Here is a 20445-nt window from a genome sequence, read left to right as displayed (position 1 = left end):
GAGGGTGGTCTCCCCGTCGGCGACGGCTTGCCGCAGAACCGCGAGCGCCCGGCCGGGCTCCATCGCGGCCAGTCCGAGGCGGCGCAGTCGCTCGGTCGCGTCTTTGCCGGCCATGCCGCCGCCCGCCCACGGCCCCCACGCGATCGAGGTGGCGGTCAGACCGCGGGCTCGGCGCCGCTCCGCGACGGCATCCAGGGCGGCGTTCGCCGCGGCGTAGGCGGCCTGCCCTCCGCCGCCCCACACACCGGAGACGGAGGAGAACAGCACAAACGCGTCGAGCGGGGTGTCGCCGAGCAGGTCGGCGAGGTGTTCGGCCCCGCCCACCTTGGCCGCGGCGACCTCGTGCAGGTCGGCGACGCCGGTCTCGGCCAGGGGCGCCTCCCGCACGATTCCGGCCGTGTGCACGACCGCGCTGAGCGGCTGGTCCGCGGGGATGCCGGCCAGCATCCGCCGGACCGCCTCCCGGTCGGCGACGTCGCAGGCCGCGACGGTGACCCGGGTTCCCAGGGCGTTCAGCTCGGCGCGCAGTTCCGCGACGCCGGGTGTCTCCTCGCCGCGCCGCCCGGCCAGCAGCAGATGCGGCGCCCCGGCTCGGGCCAGCCACCGGGCGACGTGACCGCCGAGCGCTCCGGTCCCGCCGGTGATCAGCACGGTTCCCCGCGGCTGCCAGGGGGATCCGGAGGTTCCACCGGGACCGCGGCGCCGCAGCCGGCGGGCCCGGATCCCGTCGGCGCGGATGACGATCTGATCCTCGTCGCCGGCGCCGCCACCGAGCACCGCCAGCAGTCGTCTGATGCTCGCCGGGTCCAGGTGGTCCGGAAGGTCGATGAGTCCGCCCCAGCGGCCGGGGTGTTCCAGGGCGAAGACCCGGCCCAGGCCCCAGACGGCCGCGGCCGACGGATCCGGCGCCGTTGTGCTGACCGCCCGGCGGGTCACCAGCCACAGCGGCGCCCGGACGGTGGTGGCGGCGAGGGCGTGCATCAGCGTCAGGGTCCGGTCGGGTGGCAGCAGGCTCAGGACGCCGCCGATCGGCCCGGCCGTGGCCAGGCGGGCCGGGTCCGGCAGGTCGGTGCCGGCCAGCACCCTGACTCCCGAGCCGACCAGCGCCTCGACGAGCGGATCCACACCGGAGGGCAGAAGGACCAGCCAGGTGCCGTCCGGCCGGGCCGGTACGGGTTCGGGCCGGGCCTGCCAGTCGATCCGGTAACGCCACTGCGACACGGCGTCCGTGGTCCCGCCGTCGCCGACCGGCCAGAACCGGCGGTGCTGGAAGGCGTAGGTGGGCACCGGGATCCGGCGGGCTCCGGTGCCGGCGAACACCGCCGCCCAGTCGACGGCTGTGCCGTGCGCGTGAAGGTGGCCCACGGCGGCCATCGCGGCGGCCACTTCCGGGCGCGGTCCCCGGAGCACCGGCACGGCCGGTACGCCGGCACACTGCTCGGCGAGGCCGGACAGCACTCCGTCCGGACCGATCTCCAGGTAGGTCGTGGTGCCGTCGGCGGCCAGCCGGAGCATGGCGTCGAGGAACCGCACCGGTTCGCGGACCTGCCGGGTCCAGTAGCCGGGGTCGCGGGCGTCGGCGTCGGTCAGGGGTTCGCCGGTGACCGTGGAGACAATGGGGATCCGCGGTGGCGCGAGGGTGAGGGTCTCGACCACCGTCCGGAACTCGGCCAGCATGCCGTCCAGGTGCGGAGCGTGGAACGCGTGGCCGGTCCGGAGGGTGCGGGTCCGGCGGCCCCGGTCGCGGAAGTGGGCGGCGATCCGGTCGACCTGGTCCGGGTCGCCGGAGATCACGCAGGCCCGGGGCGCGTTGACCGCGGCGAGGGCAACCGTTGTCTCATGGCCGTCGAGCATCGGCTGCAGTTCGCCGGCGGTGGCCTCGATCGCGGCCATCGTCCCGGGGCGCGGCACCGCCTGCATGAGCCTCCCCCGGGCGGTTACCAGGGTGGCCGCGTCGCCGAGGTCCAGGACGCCGGCGACGTGCGCGGCGGCGATCTCACCGATGGAGTGCCCGGCCAGCCGGACCGGCCGGATGCCCCAGCTCTCCAGCAGCCGGAACTGGGCCACCTCGACCGCGAAGAGGGCCGCCTGGGCGTAGTCGGTCCGTTCGAGCGCGGCCGGGTCGTCGAGGATGTCGCGCAGCGGCCGGTCGAGGTGCCGGTCGAGCCGGTCAGCGACCGCGTCCAACGCCCGGGCGTAGGCCGGGAACGCCGCCCGCAGGCCCGCTCCCATGCCGGCGCGCTGGCTTCCCTGGCCGGTGAACAGGTAGGCCAAGCCGTCTCCGGTGCTGCCGGGCACGCCCGTGCCGACGTGGGCGGCCGGTCGCCCCGCGGCCAGGGCGTCGAGCCCGCGCAGCAGGTCGTCGCGGCCCTCGGCGACCACAACAGCCCGATGATCAAGCGCGGCCCGGCCGGTGGCGAGCGAAAAGGCCACGTCGAGGTCGCGGGCGCCGGTGTCCTCGCGCAGGGCCACGGCCAGACGCCGGGCCTGGGCCCGCAGAGCTTCCGCGCTGTGCCCGGCCAGCAGGAACGGCAGTGCCCCGGAATCGGTCCCCGCCGGGTCCGGGGCGACGGTCGGTGGGGCTTCGAACACGGCGTGGGCGTTGGTTCCGCTGATGCCGAACGCGGAGATCCCGAATCGGCGCGGCTCCCCGTCGACCGGCTGCCACGGCACCGGCTCGGTCAGCAGCCGCACCGCCCCGGCCGACCAGTCCACCTGCGGGGTCGGCGCATCCACGTGCAGCGTGGCCGGCAGGACTCCGTGCCGCAGCGCCTCCACCATCTTGATCAGCCCGGCGGCACCGGCGGCGGCCTGGGTGTGGGCCAGGTTCGACTTCACCGAGCCGAGCCAGAGCGGCCGCTCCCGGTCCTGGCCGTACGTCGCCAGCAGTGCCTGAGCCTCGATCGGGTCGCCCAGCCGGGTGCCGGTGCCGTGTGCCTCGACCGCGTCGACCGCACCGGGGCGCCATCCCGCGTCGGCCAGCGCCAGCCGGATGACACGTTGCTGGGCCGGGCCGTTGGGGGCGGTCAGCCCGTTGCTGGCGCCGTCCTGGTTGACCGCGCTGCCGCGCAGCACGGCCAGCACCGGATGCCCGTGACGGCGCGCGTCGGAGAGCCGTTCGAGGACAACCATGCCGGCGCCCTCGCCCCAGCCGGTCCCGTCGGCGGCCGCGGCGAAGGGTTTGCACCGGCCGTCGGCGGCGAGCCCCCGTTGACGGCTGAACTCGGCGAATAGGACCGGTGTGGACATGACGGTGACCGCACCGGCCAGGGCCAGGTCACATTCGCCGCGCCGCAGCGCCTGCGCGGCCAGATGGAGGGCGACCAGCGCCGACGAGCAGGCGGTGTCGACGGTGAGGGCCGGGCCCTCCAGGCCCAGGGCGTACGCGATGCGCCCGGAGAAGACGCTCGCCGCGCTGCCGGTGACCAGATACCCCTCCCCGCTGTCGGTGGCGTCCGGTGCTCCGGCCAGCAGGGCCGGGTAGTCCTGGCCGTTGGTGCCGGCAAAGACGCCGGTGCGGCTGCCGCGCAGCGAGGACGGATCGATGCCGGCCCGTTCGACCGCCTCCCACGCGATCTCCAGGAGCAGACGCTGCTGCGGGTCCATGACGAGGGCCTCGCGCGGGCTGATCCCGAAGAACGCGGCGTCGAACCCGGCCGCGTCGTGCAGGAAGGCACCCTTGCGGGCGTACGAAGGGTTCTGGTGGTCGTCGCTCCAGCCGCGATCGGCCGGGAACGGGCCGACCGTGTCGACGCCGTCCCGGACCGTACGCCACAGGTCTTCGGGAGTGTTGATGCCGCCGGGGAAGCGGCAGCTCGTGGCGACCAGCACGATCGGGTCGCCGTCGGCGGCCGCGACGGCCGGAGCTGCGGGCGAGGCCTCACCGCCGAACAGTTCCGCGCCGAGCCGCCGGGCCAGCGCGGCCGGGGTCGGCTCGTCGAAGACCACCGTCGCGGGCAGGCGCAACCCGGTCGCGGCGGCGAGCCGGTTCCGGATCTCCACTCCGGTCAGAGAGTCGAGCCCGAGGTCCTTGAACGCACGATCCGCCCGTACGGACCCGGGGTCGGTGTGCCCGAGGGTGACCGCCACCTGCTCGCGAACCAGGGCCAGCAGCGCCCGCTGCCGCTCCGCCGGCGGCCCGGCGGACAGCTGATGCGGTTCGTGGACGGCCCGGCGGGACTCGGCGGCCCGGATGGCGCGCACCTCCGGCACGGCGTGCAGCAGCGGCCGCGCCCGAGACGCGGTGAAGGCCAGGTGGAGCCGGTCCCAGTCGACGTCCATGACGGCCAGGGTGGCGGCGCCCGAGTCGACGGCCCGGTGCATTCCGGCCAGGGCCACCTCCGGCGGCGTCGGCGGCAGGCCGTGCCGGCGTAACAGGTCTTCGACGGCGGCCGCAGCGGCCATGCCGGCGCCGGCCCAGGCGCCCCAGGCGATGGAGGTGGCAGGCCGGCCGGCGGCCCGGCGGCGCTCGGCCAGCGCGTCGAGGAAGGCGTTCGCCGGGGCGTAGCCGCCCTGGCCCGGCACCCCGAGGGTGCCGGCGATCGAGGAGAACAACACGAACGCCCGCAGATCGAGGTGCCGGGTGAGCTCGTCCAGGTTGGCGGCGGCCGTGGCCTTGGCGTGCAGCGCGGTCGCGAGTTGGTCGGGGCGCAGCCGCTGCACCACGGCGTCGTCCAGCGCCGCGGCGGTGTGCACGACGGCCGTCGGCGGGTGCTCGGTGATGACCGCTTCGAGCTGGTCACGGTCGCCGGCGTCACCGGCGGTGACGGTGACCCGGGCACCGAGCCCGGTCAGCTCCTCACGGAGCCGGTCGGCGCCGGGCGCGTCCGGTCCCCGGCGGCTGAGCAGCACCAGATGCTCGGCTCCGTTGCGGGCGGCCCACCGGGCGACGTGCGCGCCGAGCGCACCCGTACCGCCGGTGATCAGCACGGTTCCGGACGGCTGCCACGATCCGGCCGGGTGCGGATCCGCCGGTGCGGGCACGAGCCGGCGCAGAAAGACGCCGTCGGCGCGAATGGCGACCTGGTCCTCGCCGTCCGGCCCGGCCAGGACCGCGGCCAGCCGGGCGGCCGCCACGTCGTCGACGGTTTCCGGAAGGTCGACCAGGCCGCCCCAGCGGTCGCCGTGCTCGAGGCCGATGACCCGGCCCAGCCCCCAGATCAGAGCCGGCCGCGGCGCCGGGGGCGGGTCGCCGGCGCCGGCCGACACCGCGCCCCGGGTCGCCAGCCACAGCGGTGCGGTGATCCCGGCGTCTCCGAGGGCCTGGGTCAGGGCGAGGGTGGCGGTCAGGCCGGCGGGTACCTCGGGGTGGTCCGGATGCGGGGTGTCGTCGTAACCGAGCAGCGACAGGACACCGGCGACGGGGCCGACGCCGGACAGGTCGCCGGCGGAGACCTGACGCACGTCGGCGCCGTGCCGGGTCAGCGCCGCGGCGAGGTCGGGGTGGTCAGTGCCGTCCGGAGTGACCAGCAACCAGGTGCCGTGCAGGGCGCCTTCGGGCAGGGTGGCCGGGTGCCAGGCGATCCGGTAGCTCGCCGGGCCGCCGGCCGGGGGTGGCGCGGGTGCGTCCAGCCAGTAGCGGCGGCGTTGGAACGCGTAGGTGGGAAGGTCGACCGGCGCCGGTGCGTGCGGGCCGTGGACGGCTGTCCAGTCGACGGGCAGGCCGTGGGTCCAGGCCTCGGCCAGCGCCCGCGTGAGGTCACCCTGGTCCCGGCGCAACGTCCCCAAACCGAGACCCAGGACCGGATGCGGACTCACCTCGAGCAGAACACCAGGCGCATCCGCGACCGCATCAGCGAACCGGACCGTCTCCCGCAGATTCCGATACCAGTACGCCGCATCCAACGGCACACCCTTAGCTACGGTCGACAGGAACGGCACCGTCGGCTCCCGCGGCTCAACCCCGGCCAGCGCCGCCAGAACCTCCTCACGCACCGCCTCCACCTGCGGCGAATGCGACGCATAATCCACCGCGATCCGACGCGCCCTAGGCTCCGCGGCCAGGAAACGTTCCACCGCAACCGTTTCACCCGACAGGACCGTCGAGTCCGGCCCGTTCAACGCCGCGATCGACAACTCGCCCGGGTCGACATCGGCGAACGGAACCGCCACCATTCCGCCCCGGCCCGCGATCGACCGCAAAGCCTTACTCCGCAACGCCACCACCCGCGCGGCGTCCTCCAGGGTGAGAGCACCCGCCACATACGCAGCGGCGATCTCCCCCTGCGAATGACCGATGACAGCCGACGGCTCGACACCGTAGGAACGCCACAACGCCGCCAACGACACCATCACCGCGAACAACGCCGGCTGCACCACATCAACCTCGTCGAGCGGGCCCGCCAGAACCTCCCGCAACGACCAACCCGTGAACGGCCTCAACGCCTCCTCGCACGCCTGCATCGACTCCGCAAACACCGGCGAGGAATCCCACAGCTCCAGACCCATCCCGGTCCACTGCGAGCCCTGACCCGGGAACACGAACACCGGCCGGGCCGGGGTGGTGGCGGTACCGCGTACCAGGTCGGGGTGTTCACGGCCGGCCGCGAGCGCGGCCAGGGCTTCCTCGCCCCCGGCAACCGCCCGGTGGTCGAACCCGGTTCGGGCGGCCAGCGCCGCCCCGATGTCGGCCGGACGCGCGGGTGGCGCCGACGCGAGGAACGACCGCAGGCGCGCGGCCTGCCCGAGCAGCGCCTCGGGCCGGTGGCCGGAGAGTGGCCACGGGACCGGTGTGGCGGGGCGGGCCGGGGTGCCGGCCGGCCGCGGTTCGACGTCCTCGACGATGACGTGGGCGTTGGTGCCGCTGATGCCGAACGCCGACACCCCGGCCCGGCGCGGGTGTTCCCCGGATGGCCACGACGCGGCCTCGGTCAGCAGGGTCACCGCGCCGGCCGGCCAGTCGACGTGCGGGGTGGGCCGGTCGACGTGCAGGGTCGGCGGCAGCTCTTCGTGCCGCATCGCCTCGACCATCTTGATGAGGCCCGCCACCCCGGACGCGGCCTGGGTGTGCCCGATGTTCGATTTGACCGAGCCGAGCCACAACGGCCGTTCACGGTCCGCGCCGTAGGTCGCGATCAGGGCCTGGGCCTCGATCGGGTCGCCCAGCGTGGTGCCGGTGCCGTGCGCCTCGACCACGTCGACGTCGGTGGGCCGCAGCCCGGCGTCGGCCAGCGCGGCCCGGATGACTCGTTGCTGGGCCAGGCCGCTGGGCGCGCTGAGGCCGTTGGACGTGCCGTCCTGGTTGACGGCCGTACCCCGCACCACCGCGAGCACCGGGTGCCCGTGCCGCCGGGCGTCGCTCAGCCGTTCGAGCAGCAGGACCCCGGCGCCCTCGGACCATCCCGTGCCGTCGGCCGCGGCCGCGAACGGCTTGCACCGCCCGTCGGCGGCCAGACCACCCTGCCGGGCGAACTCGGCGAAGGTGGTGGGTGTGGCCATCACCGTGACGCCGCCGGCCAGGGCCATCGAGCACTCGCCGCGGCGCAGCGACTCGACCGCCAGGTGCACCGCCACCAGCGACGACGAGCAGGCCGTGTCGACCGTCAGCGCGGGCCCGTGCAGGCCGAACGTGTAGGCCACCCGTCCCGACATCACGCTTCCCGTGTTGCCGGTCAGCAGGTGCCCCTCGTAGCCCTCCGGTGCGGTGGTGAACCGGCCGGCGTAGTCGTGGTACATCGCCCCGGTGAAGACGCCGACCGGTTCGCCCCGCACCGATCGGGGGTCGAGGCCGGCCCGTTCGAAGGTCTCCCACGTCAGTTCCAGCATGAGCCGCTGCTGCGGGTCCATCGCGGTCGCTTCGCGGGGGCTGATCCCGAACAGCTCGGCGTCGAAATCGGCCACGTCGTAAAGGAAGCCACCGACGCCGTCACGGGCCCAGCCCCGGTCGGCGGGGAACGAGGAGATGGCGTCGCCGCGGGCCGAGACGAGCCGCCACAGATCCTCGGGCGACCGCACGCCGCCGGGATAGCGGCAACCCATTGCTACGACGGCGATCGGCTCGTGGCCGGCCGGGGCCGGGGCCGGAACCGCTGGGGCGGACGGCCGTTTGTCCGCGTACAGATCGTTCAGGTGGTCGGCCAGCACGGCCGTGGTGGGGTGGTCGAAGACCAGTGTGGCCGGCAGCCGGAGCCCGGTCGCGTCGGCGAGCCGGTTGCGCAGCTCCAGCACGGTCAGCGACTCGAAGCCGAGCGCCTTGAACGGCCGGTCGGCGTCGATCGGATGGTCGGCCGGGTGGCCGAGCACGGTGGCGGCCGCCCGGCGCACCAGGTCACGGAGGGCTTCACGGCGCTCGGCCGCGGGCAGCCCGGCCAGGCGTGACGGCGGCCGCCGGGCCGGCGTGGCCGGTTCGAGGCGGGCTGGTACGGCCAGCGCGGTGTCCAGCGTGCAGGCCCGGTCGAACAGGGACAGGCCCTGCTCGGTGGTGAGCGGTACCAGGCCGTTGCGGGCCAGGCGGCGCAGGTCGAGCTCGCTCAGCTGACCGGTCAGGCCGCTGCGCTCGGCCCACAGTCCCCAGGCCAGGGACAGGGCGGGGAGTCCGGCGGCGCGGCGGTGCTGGGCCAGCGCGTCGAGGAAGGTGTTGGCGGCGGCGTAGGCGGCCTGCCCCGGTCCGCCGGTGAACCCGAGCACCGAGGAGAACAGCCAGAAGGCCCGCAGGTCGGTGCCGGCGGTCAACTCGTGCAGGTGCACGGCGGCGTCGACCTTCGGCCGCAGCACCCGGTCGAGCCGTTCGCCGGTGAGGGAGCCGATCACGCCGTCGTCGAGGACACCGGCCAGGTGGGCCACGGCGGTCAGCTGGTGCCCGGCCAGCGCGGCCCGCAAAGCCTTCCGGTCGGCCACGTCCAGCGTGCGGACGGTGGCTTCCGCCCCGAGCGCGGTCAGCTCGGCGGCGAGCGTGGTGGCCGGGGTGCGGCTGAGCAGCAGGAAACGGCGGATCCCGCGGGTGGTGACCAGGTGGCGGGCCACGAGGCGGGCGAGTGTGCCGGTGGCGCCGGTGATCAGCACCGTGCCGTCCGGATCGAGGCCGACCGGTGTGGCGCCCGGCGCCGGCGTCGCCGGGACCAGCCGGGGAGCGAGCACCGCCCCGGCCCGGATCGCCAGCTGGTTGTGGCCGTCCGGGATCGCGTCCGGCACGGCGGCACCCGGTTCCAGGTCGAGGAGCACGAACCGGTCCGGGTTCTCGTTCTGTGCCGAGCGGATCAGACCCCACACCCCGGCCGCGGCCAGTCCGGGCACCTCGTCCCGGTCGGCGGCGGCAACCGCACCCCGGGTGATCACCACCAGCCGTCCGCTGTCGGTGGCCAGGTGCTCCTTCGCCACACGCAACGCTTCCCGGACGGCCGCGTGGGCCGTCGCCACCGGCCCGTCACCCGCGAGCGGATCGATCTCGGCAAAACCCTTTTCCGGTACGGTCGTCGCGCCCTCCGGCGTGTCGGTCCACCGCACCTCGAAGAGGGCACCCGGGTCGACGCCGAGCTGGGCCGCCGTGACCGGGCGGGCCCGCATCGACCCGGCGCTCAGCACCGGTGTGCCGGCGGCGTCGAAGACCGTCAGGGTCACCGTGTCCGAGCCGGCCGGGGTGATCCGCACCCGCAGCCCGGTGGCGGGGGCGTCGCTGTGCCGGGTGACATCCGACCAGGCGAACGGGAGCCAGGTGCCGCCGTCGGCCGGGAACGGGCCGAGGCCGAGAGCGTGCAGAGCGCCGTCGAGCAGGGCCGGGTGCGGGGAGTACGTCCCGGGTGGCCGGTCGGCGGCCAGTTGGACCTCGGCGTACAGGTCGTCGCCGCGCCGCCACACGGCGCGCAGCGTCCGGAAGGCCGGTCCGTAGCCGAATCCGGCGGCCGCCAGAGTCTCGTACCGGTCGTCGAGGTCGAGGGGGACGGCGCCCGGCGGCGGCCAGGTGGTGAGCGGTTCCGGTGGTGTGCGACCGGAACCGGCCGACACGGACCCCTGGGCGTTGCGGGTCCAGGGCCCGTCGCCGGACGGCCGGGAGTGGACGGTGACCGCGCGGCGGCCGTTGTCGTCGGCGGCCACGGTGATCCGCAGGTGTGCCGGTGTGCCCGGCGACAGCCGCAGGGGCGATTCGAGGGCCAGCTCGGCGATGTGGTCACCCTGGGCCGCGTGCAGCACCAGTTCGAGCAGCGCCGTACCGGGGAGCAGCACGGTGCCGAGCACGGCGTGGTCGGTGAGCCAGGGGTGGTCGTCGGTGGAGAGGCGGGCGGAGCAGACCCGGCCGCCGTCGGGAAGGTCGATCGTGGTGTCGAGCAGCGGGTGCGCCGCGCGGTCGGGGCCCTCGCCACGGCGAGGGGTCAGCCAGTATCGACTTCGTTGGAACGGGTAGGTGGGGAGATCGACCCGGCGCGCGTCACGGCCCGCGTAGACCGCGGCCCAGTCGACGGTCGCCCCGTACGTCCACGCCTCAGCCACCGCCCCGAAGATGTCACCCTGATCCCGGCGCAGCGTGCCCAACTCGAGACCCAGGACCGGATGCGGGCTCACCTCAAGCAGAACACCAGGCGCATCCGCGACCGCATCAGCGAACCGTACCGTCTCCCGCAGATTCCGATACCAGTACGCCGCATCCAACGGCACACCCTTAGCTACGGTCGACAGGAACGGCACCGTCGGCTCCCGCGGCTCAACCCCGGCCAGCGCCGCCAGAACCTCCTCACGCACCGCCTCCACCTGCGGCGAATGCGACGCATAATCCACCGCGATCCGACGCGCCCGCGGCTCCACCGTCAGGAAACGTTCCACCGCCTCCACGTCGCCGGCGAGCACCGTCGAGTCCGGGCCGTTCACGGCTGCGATCGAAAGGCCGCCCGGGTCGACGTCGGCGAACGGAACCGCCACCATCCCACCCCGGCCCGCGATCGACCGCAAAGCCCTACTCCGCAACGCCACCACCCGCGCGGCGTCCTCCAAAGACAAGGCACCCGCCACATACGCGGCCGCGATCTCCCCCTGCGAATGACCAACCACCGCCGCAGGTTCGACACCGTACGAACGCCACAACGCCGCCAACGACACCATCACCGCGAACAACGCCGGCTGCACCACATCAACCTCATCGAGCGGGCCCGCCAGGATTTCGCGCAGTGACCAACCCGTATGCGGCCTCAACGCCTCCTCGCACGCCTGCATCGACTCCGCAAACACCGGCGAGGAATCCCAGAGCTCCAGACCCATCCCGGTCCACTGCGAACCCTGACCCGGAAAAACGAACACCACCCGGCCGTCACCCGCCCGGCGGATCACGTCCTGACCGACCACCGTCCGGTAATCCAGGGCCGCCCGGCCGGTCGCCAGCGTGTAGGCCACATCCACCCGGCGGGTCCCGGACGGCAGCGCGTCGAGTTTCCCGGCCATGGCGGCGACGGCTTGCGGGCCGGCACCGGAGACGATCCACGGCACGTCCGGCGGGCCGCTCGGCTCGGCCGCGGTGACCGCCTCCTCGGTGACACCCTCGACGATCAGGTGGGCGTTGGTGCCGCTGATGCCGAACGAGGAGACGCCCGCCCGGCGCGGCCGGCCGGACTTCCACGGCACGGCGTCGGCCAGCAGCCGCACCGATCCGGCCGACCAGTCCACATGCGGCGTCGGCCGGTCGACGTGCAGGGTGCGCGGCAACAGCCCGTGCCGCATCGCCTCGACCATTTTGATCAGACCGGCGACGCCCGCCGCGGCCTGCGTGTGCCCGAGGTTCGACTTCACCGACCCGAGCCAGAGGGGGCGATCCCTTTCCCCGTACGCGGAAATAATCGCCTGGGCCTCGATCGGGTCTCCGAGCGTCGTCCCCGTCCCGTGCGCCTCCACCGCGTCCACGTCCGCCGGTGACAGCCCGGCCGCGTCGAGGGCGGCCCGGATGACCCGTTGCTGGGCCGCACCGCTCGGGGCGCTGAGACCGTTGGACGCGCCGTCCTGGTTGACCGCCGAACCGCGCACCACGGCCAGAACCGGATGCCCGAGCCGCCGCGCGTCGCTCAGCCGCTCCAGCAGCAGAACGCCCGCGCCCTCGGACCAGCTCGTCCCGTCGGCCGCCGCTGCGAACGGTTTGCACCGTCCGTCGGCGGCCAGACCACCCTGCCGGGCGAACTCGACGAACATGCCGGGTGTGGCCATCACCGCGGCGCCGCCGGCCAGCGCGGCCGAGCACTCGCCGCGGCGCAGCGACTCGACCGCGAGATGCACGGCCACCAACGACGACGAGCAGGCGGTGTCGACCGTCAGCGCCGGGCCGTGCAGTCCGAGCGCGTACGCCACCCGGCCCGACGCCACACTGGGCGTGGTGCCGGTCAGCCGGTGCCCCTCGGTGCCCTCGGCCGGCTCGTCGAGTGCCGGCCCGTACCCGAGCGGGCTCACCCCGAAGAACACGCCGGCCCCGCTCTCCGGGGGGCGACCGGCGCGCTCGAAGACCTCCCAGGACAGCTCCAGAAGCAGACGCTGCTGCGGGTCCATGGCAGCGGCCTCGCGCGGGCTGATCCCGAACAGTTCGGCGTCGAACTCGGCGGCGTCGTACAGGAATCCGCCGCGGCCGCGGCCCGCCCAGCCACGGTCGGCGGGAAAGTCGCCGATGGCATCCACCCCGTCGGCGACGAGCCGCCACAGGTCGTCGGGTGAGGCCACGCCACCCGGGTAGCGGCAGGCCATCGCGACGACGGCGATCGGTTCCCCGGCCTCCGAGGGCCGGGGTGGTTCGTCGGCGGCGGGCGGGGCAGCCGTCAGGTGGGTGATGAGACGGTGCGGCGTGGGGTGGTCGAACAGGTCGGCCGTGGTCAGGGCGAGGCCGGTCGCGGTGGAGAGGCGGCTCGCCAGCTCGACCAGCATCAGCGAGTCCAGGCCCAATCCGCGGAAGGTCCGATGCACGTCGACCGCCGCCGGGTCGGCTGAGCCCAGTGCTCCCGCCACCTCGGCCCGGACCAGACCGGCCAGATCAGCCGTGGGCGCCGGCACCGCCGCCGGTCCAGCCGCGCGAACGGCCGGTGCCGCCTCGCCCAGCCAGTACCGCTCGCGCTGGAACGCGTAGGTCGGCAGCCGCACCGGGCGCGGCCGGAACGGCGCGAAGTAGGCCGCCCAGTCCACCTCGGCCCCGGCGACGTGCAACGTGGCCAGGGCGGCGGCCACCGATTCGGCGTCCGGGCGGGCGCGCCTCAGCAACGGCACCACGGTGACCTCGCGGCCGGCCAGGCACTCCCGGGCCATCGCCGCCAGCACACCGTCCGGGCCCAGCTCCAAAAGGTGGGTGACGCCGGCGGCGTGCAGGTCCTCGACACCCGCCGCGAACCGCACCGCCTCGCGCGCCTGCCTCACCCAGTAGTCGGCGGTGAACTCGCGCACCGGCGCGCCGGTGTGCCCGCCGACAACCGGGATGCCCGGCCGCGAGTACGTCAACGATCGCGCCACCTCGGCGAAACGCTCGAGCATCGGCTCCAGCAGCGGCGAGTGGAACGCGTGGCTGACCGGGAGGTCCCGGGTCCGGTGCCCGTGCCGGCGCAGACTCTCCGCGACCCGGGCGACGGCGTCCCGGGCGCCGGAGACGACAACCGCGGAGGGCCCGTTCACGGCGGCGATCGACACCGGGCCGGCCTCGCCGTCCAGCAGCTCCGCGACCTCCTCCTCGGTGGCCTGCACCGCGGTCATCGCGCCACCCGGAGGCAACTCCCCCATCAGACGTCCGCGCGCCTCGACCAGCGTGCAGGCGTCGTCCAGGCTGAGCACCCCGGCGACGTGGGCGGCCACGATCTCGCCGATCGAGTGGCCGAGCAGGCGGGCCGGGCGCAGGCCCCACGACCGGACGAGCCGGTAGAGGGCCACCTCGACGGCGAACAGGGCGGGCTGAGTGACCTCGGTGCGGTCCAGGCCGTCCCCGGCCATGATCTCGCGGAGCAGGGTGCCGCCGGTCAGCGCGTCGAAGCGGGCGGCGATCTCGTCGAGCGCTGCGGCGTAGACGGGGAAGGTCGCGTACAGCTCGGCGGTCATGCCGGGCCGCTGGGCGCCCTGCCCGGTGAAGAGCAGGCCGAGCCCGCCCTCGGCCGGGCGGCCGCGCACCACCCCCGGCGCCGTCCGGCCCTCGGCCAGCGCCGTCAGTCCGGCGGCCATGCCCGCCCGATCCGTGCCGACCACCGCGGCCCGTTCGGCGAACGCCGTCCGGGTCGTCGCCAGCCCGTGACCGACGTCGGTGAGTGTGGCGTCCGGCATGTCCTCCAGCCCGGACAACAGGTTGCGGGCCTGGTCACGCAGGGCTTCGGGGGTTCGCGCAGAGACAATCCACGGGGCTGCGGTCATGGGCGGGGCGGGCGCGTCCGTAACGGGAGGCGGAGCCGGCGCGACCACCACGTGACAGTTGGTGCCGCCGATGCCGAAGGAGCTGACCCCCGCGAGGAACGGCCGCTCCCAGGCGGTGCGCTCGGTGAGGACACGCAGGTTCCACTCGGCCAACGGAGTGTCCGGCCGTTCGGCGGTGAAGTTCAGGCTGGGCGGAAGTTCACCGTGCCGGAGGGCGAGCGCGACCTTGATCAGGCCGGTGACACCGGCAGCGGCCTCGAGATGCCCGACGTTGGTCTTGACCGAGCCGACCAGCAGGGGCGATCCGGGTGGCCGGCCGCCCGTGACCGCGGCCAGGGCGGCCGCCTCGATCGGGTCGCCGCGCCGGGTGCCGGTGCCGTGCAACTCGACGTACCGGAGCTCGGACGGGTCGGCCCCGGCCCGTGCGCAGGCCAGCCGGATGACCTCCTCCTGGGCGCGGGCCTCGGGAACGGTCAGCCCCGCCCCGCCGCCGTCGTTGTTGACCGCGCTGCCCCGGATGACAGCGACGATGATGTCGCCGTCCGCCCGGGCCGCGCCGAGCGGTTTGAGCACCACCAGGGCACCGCCCTCGCCCCGGACAAAACCGTTGGCGGCGGCGTCGAACGCCCGCGACGCACCGTCCGGTGACAGCGCCCCGGTGTGGGCCACGGCGAGCGCGGTCTCGACGGTCAGCGTCAGGCTGACCCCACCGGCGATCGCGACCGACGACTCGCCCCGGCGCAGGCTGTCGCAGGCCAGGTGCACGGCCACCAGGGACGACGACTGTCCGGTGTCGACGGTCAGGCTCGGGCCGCGCAACCGCAACGCGTACGAGAGCCGGTTGGCGATCATCGTGCGCTGCTGGCCGAGAAAGGAGTGGGCGGTGATACCGGACCGCCCCTGTCGGTCGGCGAGCAGGGCGTAGTCGTTGCTTGCGGCGCCGAGGAAAACACCGGCGGACGTCCCGGCGAGCTGTCCCGGCGGCACGCCGGCGTCCTCCAGCGCCTCCCAGCCGAGCTCGAGAGCGAGCCGCTGCTGCGGATCCATGACCGCGGCCTCGCGCGGCGTGATCCCGAAGAACGCCGGGTCGAAGTGGCCGACGTCCTCCAGGAAGCCGCCGACGCCGACGCCTCGGTCCCGGTCCGGCCAGCGGTCGGCCGGAACGGGACCGAGCACGCTGCGGCCGTCGCGCAGCAGTCCCCACAGTGCCTCGGGATTCCGAGCCCGCGGCAACCGGCAGGAAATCCCGATCACGGCGATATCCGTCACCGGATCCATGCGTACTGCTCCCCCGTTCAATGCGAGCCGCGAGCCACTCACATGGCGAAAGGGCGGCCGCATTCCGTCCGTTTTACCGGATCAGGAAAAGTACAACGGGAAGCCGTACCTACGGCAATGTCACATCGAATTCTTCAATACGCCGTTTCTCAGGCGCGCGACAATTGGTTCAGGACCCGCAGCACACCGGCCGCGCCGTCCTCCCGGGCCAGCCGGGCGGCCACGTCGGTCGCCCGCCGCCGGTATTCCGGGTTGGTGGTGGCCTCGGTCAAGGCCGCGGCGAGCCGGTCGGCGGTCAGCCGCCGGAACGGGATCACCTCCGGGGCGACGCCCAGCCCGCGCAGGCGCTGCGCCCAGAACGGCTGATCCACCATGAACGGCACCGGCACGGCCGGCACACCGGCCCGCAGCCCGGCCGCCGCAGTGCCCGCCCCGGCGTGGTGCACCACCGCGGCGACCTGCGGGAACAGCCAGTCGTGAGGCACCTCGGCGACGGTGCAGACGTTCTCCCCGGCCGTGTTCAGCCCGGCCCAGCCGGTGTTCACCACCGCCCGCAGCTCGCTGCGACGCAACGCGCTGACGACCAGCTGTGACAACGCCTCACGGTCCTCGACCGGCATGCTGCCGAAGCCGATGTAGACCGGTGGCGGGCCGGCGGCCAGGAAGTCGACCAGTTCCGGCGCCGGCTTGAAATCGGGGTCGGGGGCGGGCCACCAGTAGCCCACGGTGTGGTTCCACTCGGGCCAGTCAGCGGGCTGCGGCACCACGATCGGGCTGTAGCCGTAACAGATCGGCCAGCGGGCCGCGTCGACCTGTGCCAGCCAGGCGCCCGGCTTCATCAGCGGCAGGCCGAGCTCGGTCCGCAACTGGTCGACGGCCTTGCTGAACGGCTTCTGGCCCAGGCTGCGCAGCGTTGTCGCCGCCTGGCGGTTGCCCCACCCGCCGAGCGAGCGGGTGGTCACCGTGCACGGCGGGAACTCCCTGGTCGGCGTCATCGGCTGCAGGTAGACGCCCATGCTGGGCAGCCCCAGCCCTTCGGCCACGTGACCGCCGATCCAGCCGGCCGGGGTCAGCATGGCCACGTCGGCCGACCGGGCCGCCGCGAGCATCGCCTGAGCCATCGGGGTGGCGTGCGCGGCCACCACCTTGTTCACCTCGAGGGTCACCTTGAGCGGGCTGCTGGTGCCGCTCGCGGCGAGCTTGGAGGTCATCTCCTCCTGGGTGTCCAGCGGGAGCGCGTGAAAGCCCAGCCCGCGGCTGCGCACCAGCTCCTCGAAAAGCCCGTGGGTGGCCAGGGTGACCTCGTGCCCCTCCTCCTGCAGCCGCGCACCGAGCCCGGTGTAGGGCGCAACGTCGCCCCGGCTCCCGACAGCCATGATTACAATTCGCATCGACGAATGCCTCCAACACTTCTCGGCGACCGGACAAAGTGGAAAGGAGCGCGCAGCGCCGACTGTACCGCGCACCCGATCCGGCACGCAAAGCTCGGTTATCCTCGCCCCGTTCACAATCCGAAATGAATTCCCGTGACGGTCGCCCAATACCGTTCGTACGATCCTCCCGGCGGATACCTGTGAACCGGCTGAGAACTCCGGGCTGTCAGTCGGCGGCGATCTCCGCGATCCGCGGCGCGCTGAGTGACAGGTAGGCCGATGCCTTCATCGAGATCGACCGGTCGGCCAGGCCGACGTTGAAGAAGATCTCGTCATGGTGCGCCAGCCCGGCGTCAACGACGATGTCGAGCTCCGGGCTGAAGACGAACGGCATGAAGGTGCCCGACGGACTGCCGGCCAGACGCTCCGCGACCGGGAGCGGTGCGAAGCTCACATCGATCGCGGAGAAGAGCGAGCGAACCCGCCGGAAGTCCACCCGCCGGTCACCGGGGACCACCGCGAGAACGTACCGGCTCTCTTTTCGGGTCTTCCGCACGCACAGGATTATGCTTTTCGCGGCGGCGGCCGGATCGTGCCCTCGGAATCGGCTCGCCTCCTCGGTGGTGGCCCCCGGGGAATGGGAGATCATGCGGTATTCTGCACGGTGCCGGTTCAGCATCTCGAACAACCGAGCGTGAACCGGAGGAACCATATCCGGCCGATCGATCGACATATGCTCAGCGAATCAGCAGCCGAGGCCGGCAACAATGTGGCATCAAGAAATCTGTTCTCCGCGGGCGCCGCTCAGGCCGGTGCCGGGTGACCAAAAGGCGCCGAGAACGGCAGACCGGGCACAACCGTGGCGTCCAGTCTCCGGGCCGCGAGCACGTTCGGGCATCCGGCCAGAGCGAGGGCGAACTCCAGCTCGACCCGGAGGATCTCGAGAGCGCGCGCGGCGCCCCGGGCCCCGTCCACGGCCAGCCCCCAGAGCATCGGCCGCCCGACCAGCACACCGGAGGCGCCCAAGGCCAGGGCCCGCAGGATGTCGGTGCCGCTCCGCACGCCGCTGTCGAAGAGGATCTCGCAGCGGTCGCTGACCGCGTCAACCACGTCGGCCAGGGCGAGGATGCTCGGAAGCGCCCCCTCCAACTGCCTTCCGCCGTGGTTCGAGACGACGATCGCGTCCGCGCCGGCGGACACCGCCCGATCGGCGTCCTCGGGGTCCATGATCCCCTTCACGATCAGCGGCAGGTCGGTGACCTCACGCAGCCAGTCGAGGTCCGACCAGCCCATCCCGGGGTCGAAGACCGCGCCGGTGTGCGCGGCCACCGCCGAGGTGCCCGGCTTCGCCGCCGTTCCGCCGCCCCGCATGACCGGCGGCAGGTTGATCGCGCTGATCTCCTCGGGCACGGCGAACCGGTTACGGATGTCGCGCAGGCGCCGCCCCATGACCGGGACATCCACCGTGACCATGACGGCCCGGCAGCCGGCCCGCTCGGCCCGGCGCACGAGGCCCAGGATGGCGTCCCGGTCACGCAGCCAGTAGAGCTGGAACCAGACCACGGCACCGGTGCCACAGACGTCCTCGATGGTGCGGCTGCTGAGGGTGCTCAGCGCGATCGGGACCCCGGCCTCGTACGCGGCCAGCGCCATGTCGACCTCACCGCGCGGATGCATCATTTTCTGGTACGCCATCGGCGCCACCGCCAGGGGAAGGGCACTCTCGGCGTTCAGCAACCGGCAGTAGCCCGTCGCCTCCGCCACCTCGGCCAGCACCCGGGGACGGAGCCGGATGCTGTCCAGAGCCGCCCGGTTGGCCAGCACGGTGCCGTCCTCACCGCTTCCACCCTGCACGAAGTCCCATACGTCGGCGGGAAGCTGCCCGGCGGCGAGGCGGGCCAGATCGTCCAGTGTGTGCGCTGTCCGGGCCAGCCCGGTGACCTCGGGCGGGAGATCGACGCAGGGTTTGGCCAGCCCCAATCGGCGATCGCCGCCCCCGCGCGCGATCGATGATCCGGCCATCACCGGCGTTCCTACCTTGCGCAATCTCGTCACTTCACCCATCCGTTGCCTCGTCAGCTTCCGGTGACCCGCCTGGAGCGCGGACGCGCCGACTCGACGGAGGCGGCCCGGACCGTCACGTCCTTGATGCCTTCGAACAGGGCGAGCACCGCCCGCGCGGCGGGGAGCACCATCGCACCGTCCTGGGTGAGCTGGACGCCGTCCGGATAGCGGGAGAAAAGCCGCGTTCCAAGCTCCTGCTCCAGACACTTGATCTGATAGCTGATGGCCGGCTGTGAATACCCGAGCGACGACGCCGCTCGGTCCATTCGCCCGGCTTCCACGACGGCCACGAAGGCCTTCAACTCTCGTTCATGCATTCCGCTGCCCCTCTTGTCGACGACAATTCTGGTGGAGTGCGGTGACGGTTCGCTATCCCATCACTATCACCGGGCGGCGGGGGGTAAAAATTGCGCGGCGGGCAGCGTCGAAAACGCCGCCCGCCGCCTCTGCTAATTGGTCAGACGCTTGCTTCCATGGCGTCGGCCAGACTTTTCGGACGCATGTCGGTCCAGTTGTTCTCGACGTATTCGAGGCAGGCCTGCCGGCTGTCCTCGCCGTGCACCGTGGTCCAGCCGGCCGGAATCTCGGCGAAGGCGGGCCAGATCGAGTGCTGGTTCTCGTCGTTGACCAGCACGAAGAAGCGGCCGTCCTCGTCCTCGAACGGGTTCGTCATGGGAATCTCCCTCTCGTTGGTACTGGATGTCGGTGGAATCGAAGGTTCCGGTAGCTCAGCCACAGCCGCCGGCGTGACCGGCGTCGGCCGTGGCCAGCACCGGGAGCTCGGCCGCGGGCAGGGTGACGACCGGCGGGATGGTCACCCGGTCCGGTTGGGACGCACGCCAGGCCTCGGCGAACAGGGGCAGGCGGTCCACGCCCCAGAACTTGTGCCGGCCGACGATGAAGAACGGGACGCCGAAGACGCCATCCTTCGCGCTGGAGACCAGGGCCCGGCCGGCCTCCTCCCGGATGGCCGGGTCGTCGAGGGCGGCTTTGACGGTGCCCAGCGGCAGGCCGGCGCGGACGCCGAGCTCCTCCACCACCGTGACGTCGCAGATGTCCGCCCCGTGCTCCCACCGCGCCTCGAACACGGCATCCGCGAACTCGCGTTCGAGGCCGTACGTCCGGGCGGCGATCCAGCCGAGATGCGCCACCTCCCAGTGCGGCTGCCGGTCGACCGGCCACACCATGGACAGCGCACGACTCTCGGCCAGGCGGCGGGTGTCCTGCAGGATGTAGAAGTGCTTGTCGCGTCCCATCGGGGTGTATGGGAACTCCACCCCGGCCTGGCTGAGGTGGCGCTCGGAGTGCTCATCGGGCTCCCAGAACGGGATCCAGGTGATCGCGTCGGCCACCTCCGGATGGGCCGTGATCAGGTCCCGGTAGGCGAACCAGGAGTACGGACTGCGGAACGAGAAATACCAACGGGCCGGTTTTCTGGCCATTCTGTCCC

6 protein-coding genes and 1 pseudogene are annotated in these 20445 nt (G+C 73.3%); all 7 read right to left on the bottom strand.

Annotated features, from left to right (window positions below; all coding sequences use genetic code 11):
* Positions 1-183: 183 nt before the first annotated feature.
* Positions 184-15531, bottom strand: a pseudogene (locus tag JIG36_RS53450) (SDR family NAD(P)-dependent oxidoreductase); the annotation flags it as partial.
* 176 nt (positions 15532-15707) lie between these two features.
* The gene (locus JIG36_RS28675) at positions 15708-16934 is read right to left on the bottom strand and encodes a glycosyltransferase (protein WP_203379520.1); all 1227 of its coding nucleotides are present in this window, start codon (positions 16932-16934) and stop codon (positions 15708-15710) included.
* Positions 16935-17157: 223 nt separating this feature from the next.
* A complete protein-coding gene (locus JIG36_RS28670; RefSeq protein WP_203379519.1) occupies positions 17158-17664 on the bottom strand; it encodes a YbaK/EbsC family protein in 507 nt (168 codons plus the stop codon).
* Between the two features lie 71 nt (positions 17665-17735).
* Positions 17736-18905, bottom strand: a complete 1170-nt coding sequence (locus JIG36_RS28665) for an alpha-hydroxy acid oxidase (RefSeq protein ID WP_438870769.1) — start codon at positions 18903-18905, stop codon at positions 17736-17738.
* Positions 18906-19006: 101 nt separating this feature from the next.
* Entirely contained in the window at positions 19007-19312 is a 306-nt protein-coding gene (locus JIG36_RS28660; protein ID WP_203379517.1) for a LysR family transcriptional regulator, read from the bottom strand.
* Positions 19313-19452: 140 nt separating this feature from the next.
* Positions 19453-19668 (bottom strand): MbtH family protein, encoded by a 216-nt coding sequence (locus tag JIG36_RS28655; protein WP_203379516.1) that lies wholly within the window; start codon positions 19666-19668, stop codon positions 19453-19455.
* Positions 19669-19723: 55 nt separating this feature from the next.
* Entirely contained in the window at positions 19724-20437 is a 714-nt protein-coding gene (locus JIG36_RS28650; RefSeq protein WP_203379515.1) for a 2-hydroxychromene-2-carboxylate isomerase, read from the bottom strand.
* Positions 20438-20445: the final 8 nt, after the last annotated feature.

It is taken from the genome of Paractinoplanes ovalisporus (assembly GCF_016834655.1).
GTDB lineage: Bacteria > Actinomycetota > Actinomycetes > Mycobacteriales > Micromonosporaceae > Actinoplanes > Actinoplanes ovalisporus.
This window is presented reverse-complemented; position numbering and strand designations above follow the sequence as displayed.